The sequence below is a fragment of the Pseudomonas sp. Sample_24 genome, assembly GCF_004307605.1.
Taxonomy (GTDB): domain Bacteria; phylum Pseudomonadota; class Gammaproteobacteria; order Pseudomonadales; family Pseudomonadaceae; genus Aquipseudomonas.
In genome coordinates, this window is record NZ_RCNW01000183.1 from 1 (window position 1) to 3,278 (window position 3,278).

General features: G+C 61.3%; 3 protein-coding genes. 2 read left to right on the forward strand and 1 reads right to left on the reverse strand.

Going from position 1 to position 3,278, the window contains the following annotated elements:
- Positions 1–1,052: AraC family transcriptional regulator (locus D8V06_RS09535; RefSeq protein WP_206663181.1), on the forward strand; the 1,052-nt coding region annotated here is incomplete at its 5' end.
- Here D8V06_RS09535 and D8V06_RS09540 read toward each other — a convergent pair.
- Positions 1,009–2,463: a TrkH family potassium uptake protein gene (locus tag D8V06_RS09540; protein WP_130930860.1), complete on the reverse strand. Its 1,455-nt coding sequence runs from the start codon at positions 2,461–2,463 to the stop codon at positions 1,009–1,011. The genes D8V06_RS09535 and D8V06_RS09540 overlap by 44 nt on opposite strands.
- Before the next feature lie 121 nt (positions 2,464–2,584).
- On the opposite strand from D8V06_RS09540, the gene D8V06_RS09545 reads away from it, so the two are divergent.
- A complete protein-coding gene (locus D8V06_RS09545) occupies positions 2,585–3,148 on the forward strand; it encodes an NAD(P)H nitroreductase (protein ID WP_130930861.1) in 564 nt (187 codons plus the stop codon).
- Positions 3,149–3,278 lie beyond the last annotated feature (130 nt).

Sequence of the window (3,278 nt, forward strand, 5' to 3'; positions counted from 1 at the left end):
GAACGACTTCTGCAAGCTGGGCGATGGGGATTGTCAAAGCACTGGAAATGGACGGCCTGGATTGCCGGGTATTGTTCAAACAGCTGGGGCTCGACTATGCGGCTCTGGATGATCCGGATGCACGCTTCCCGCAAGACTCCATGACACGACTCTGGCAACGCGCGGTTGAGCTGTCCGGCAACCCGGCGATTGGCCTGAACATGGGCAAAGTGGTGCGACCGGCGCAGTTCCATGTGACCGGTTACGCCTTGATGTCCAGCCAGACCCTGGCCGATGGTTTCCGGCGACTGGTGCGTTACCAGCGGATCATCGCCGAAAGCGCTGACTTGAGTTTCCGGCTGCTGGAGGAGGGATATGCGCTGATTTTGACAGTGCACGGCGATCATCTGCCGCCGACCCGCCAGAGTGCCGAAGCCTCGCTGGCGTGTGCCCTGGCACTGTGCGGCTGGCTGACCGGGCGCACGTTGCAACCGCGCAAGGTGTTGCTGCAGGGCGATCTCCCCGTCGATGTTGAACCCTACAAACAAGTCTTCCATGCACCATTGGTGTTCAACGCACAATACGATGCGCTGATTTTCGAACGTGCAGACATGGAAGCGCCCCTACCGACGGCCAACGAAGCCATGGCGCTGCTGCATGACCGGTTTGCCGGTGAATACCTGGCGCGGTTTTCCGAGAGTCGTGTCACTCACAAGGCACGGCAGGTGCTGTGCCGTTTGCTGCCCCAGGGTGAGCCCAAGCGTGATGCCGTGGCACAGACGCTGCATCTGTCGCAACGCACCTTGCAGCGACGCTTGCAGGAAGAGGGCACGAGTTTCCAGACGTTGCTCGACGACACCCGGCGCGAACTGGCGGAGCAATACCTGGCGCAACCCACCATGACCTTGCTGGAGATCGCTTACTTGCTGGGGTTCGCCGACCCGAGCAACTTCTTCCGCGCTTTCCGCCGCTGGTTCGACACCACGCCCGGCGAGTACCGGACGCGGCTGCTGAACGCGCCACCCGTGGTCAATGGCGCCAGAACGCCGGAATACACAACACAAACACCGTAATGATCTCCAGCCGGCCAAGGAGCATGCCGAACGAGAGAATCCACTTGGCGGCGTCCGGCAGGGTGGCGAAGTTGCCCGCCGGGCCAATGGTCTCGCCCAGTCCCGGACCAACGCCGGACACCGTGGCGGCCGCGCCGGTGAGGGCGGTCATCCAGTCGACGCCGAGCAGCGACAACAGCAGCGCGATCACGCAGATGGTAATGGCGAAGAAGAACGAAAAGGTCAGGATCGAACGCACGATCTCTTCGTCGAGCCGGTGACCGTTGTACTTCTGCTTGATCACCGCACGCGGGTGGATCAGCTGATTAAGGTTGGCCTTGAGCAGGATGTAGGCCACCTGGAAGCGGAAGATCTTGATCCCACCCGCGGTCGAGCCGGAGCAGCCGCCGACGAACCCCAGATAGAAGAACAGCATCAGCGAGAAATTGCCCCACAGGCTGTAATCCCCTAATGCGAAACCGGTGGTGGTCACCACCGATGTGACGTTCAGCGCCACATGCCGTAATGCCTCCAGCCAATGCAACTGGGTGGTCCACCAGTACCAGGTGCCGAGCACCAGCCAGGTCACCAGCAACATGCCGAGCAAGCCTCGAACCTGCTCATCCTTGATCAGTGCTTTGCGGTTACCGCGCAAGGTCGCTACATACAGGGTGAACGGCAGGGCACCAAGAATCATGATGACGATCGCCACCCAATGCACTGCTGGCTCCGGCCACTTGGCCAAAGACTGGTCGGAGGTCGAGAAACCACCGGTGGAAATCGCTGACATCGCGTGGTTGATCGCATCGAACGGACTCATCCCGGCCCACCAGAACGCCAGGCTGCCGAAAATGGTGATGCCGACGTAGGCCGCAACGATCAAACGCGCCACCATGTGCGAACGGGGCATGACTTTTTCGGAGCGGTCTGACGACTCGGTCTGGAACAGCCGCATGCCACCGATACGCAGCAACGGCAGAATCGCGACCGCCATGCCGATAAATCCGATGCCGCCGATCCAGTGCAGCAATGAACGCCACATCAGGATGCCGGGGGACATGTTGTCCAGACCCGTGAGCACCGTTGCGCCGGTGGCGGTGATGCCGGACATGCTTTCAAAGAACGAATCGGTGTAGCTGATGTGCTGGGTCAGTAAAAACGGCAGCGCGGCGAAGATACATACCACCAGCCAGCTGCTGACGGTCAGCAGGTACATGTCCCGTGGCCGCAGATGTACATGTTCCGGGCGGCCGGGGATGACCAGGGCGAGCCCCCCGACGAAGGTGATCATGCTGGCCCAGAGAAACGACGGCAGGTCGCCTGTGCGCTCGAAGATCACCAGCGTGGCCATGGGCACGACCATGGCGATGGCCAGGGTGATCAGGAAGATGCCGATGATGAAACCAATGAGACGTAAGGTCGGCAACGCCATGAAGTCCGCTCGGGCTGAAATAGGGAAGGGCGCCATTCTACCTGCGGGGCAGGGCATGTAAACCGCACCGCCAGAGTAGTTACCGCTAGAATAGCCGCACAATTTTTTCTGGAGGTGGCCGATGCAGGCTCTCGACGCTTTGCTCAACCGTGTTTCCGTTCCACGATTGCTAGATCCGGCACCGACTGCCGGGCAGCGCGAAGTGCTGTTCGCCGCGGCCATGCGCGCCCCGGATCACGGCCACTTGCAGCCTTGGCGGTTTCTTACGGTAGAAGGCGCGGCGCGCGAGCAAATGGGCGAGTTGCTGGCTGAAGCCGCCAGGCTGCAGGACGGCGAAGTGACGCAAGCCGCCATCGACAAGGCTCGTAACGGCCCGTTGCGTGCACCTTTGGTGGTTGTGGTGATCGCTCGCGTGCAGGATCACGTCAAGTATCCGAAGTCCGAGCAATTGCTGGCGGCGGGGTGTGCGGCCCACGGGATTTTGCTGGCGGCATACGCACAAGGCATCGGCGCGGTGTGGCGTACCGGTGATCTGGCCTACTCGCCTCATGTGGCCAAAGGTTTGGGGTTGACGGAAGGCGAAGAGGTGATCGCCTTCCTGTACCTGGGCACGCCGCAGAAAGAACCGCGGGTGGCGGAGAAGGTCGATCTGGCCGAATTCGTCAGCGCCTGGCCAGCCAGGTAAAGATCGTTCCCACGCAGAGCGTAGGAACGATCATCAAGGTCGATCTGGCCGAATTCGTCAGCGCCTGGCCAGCCGGGTAAAGATCGTTCCCACGCTCTGCGTGGGAATACAGCCCGGGACGCTCTGCGTC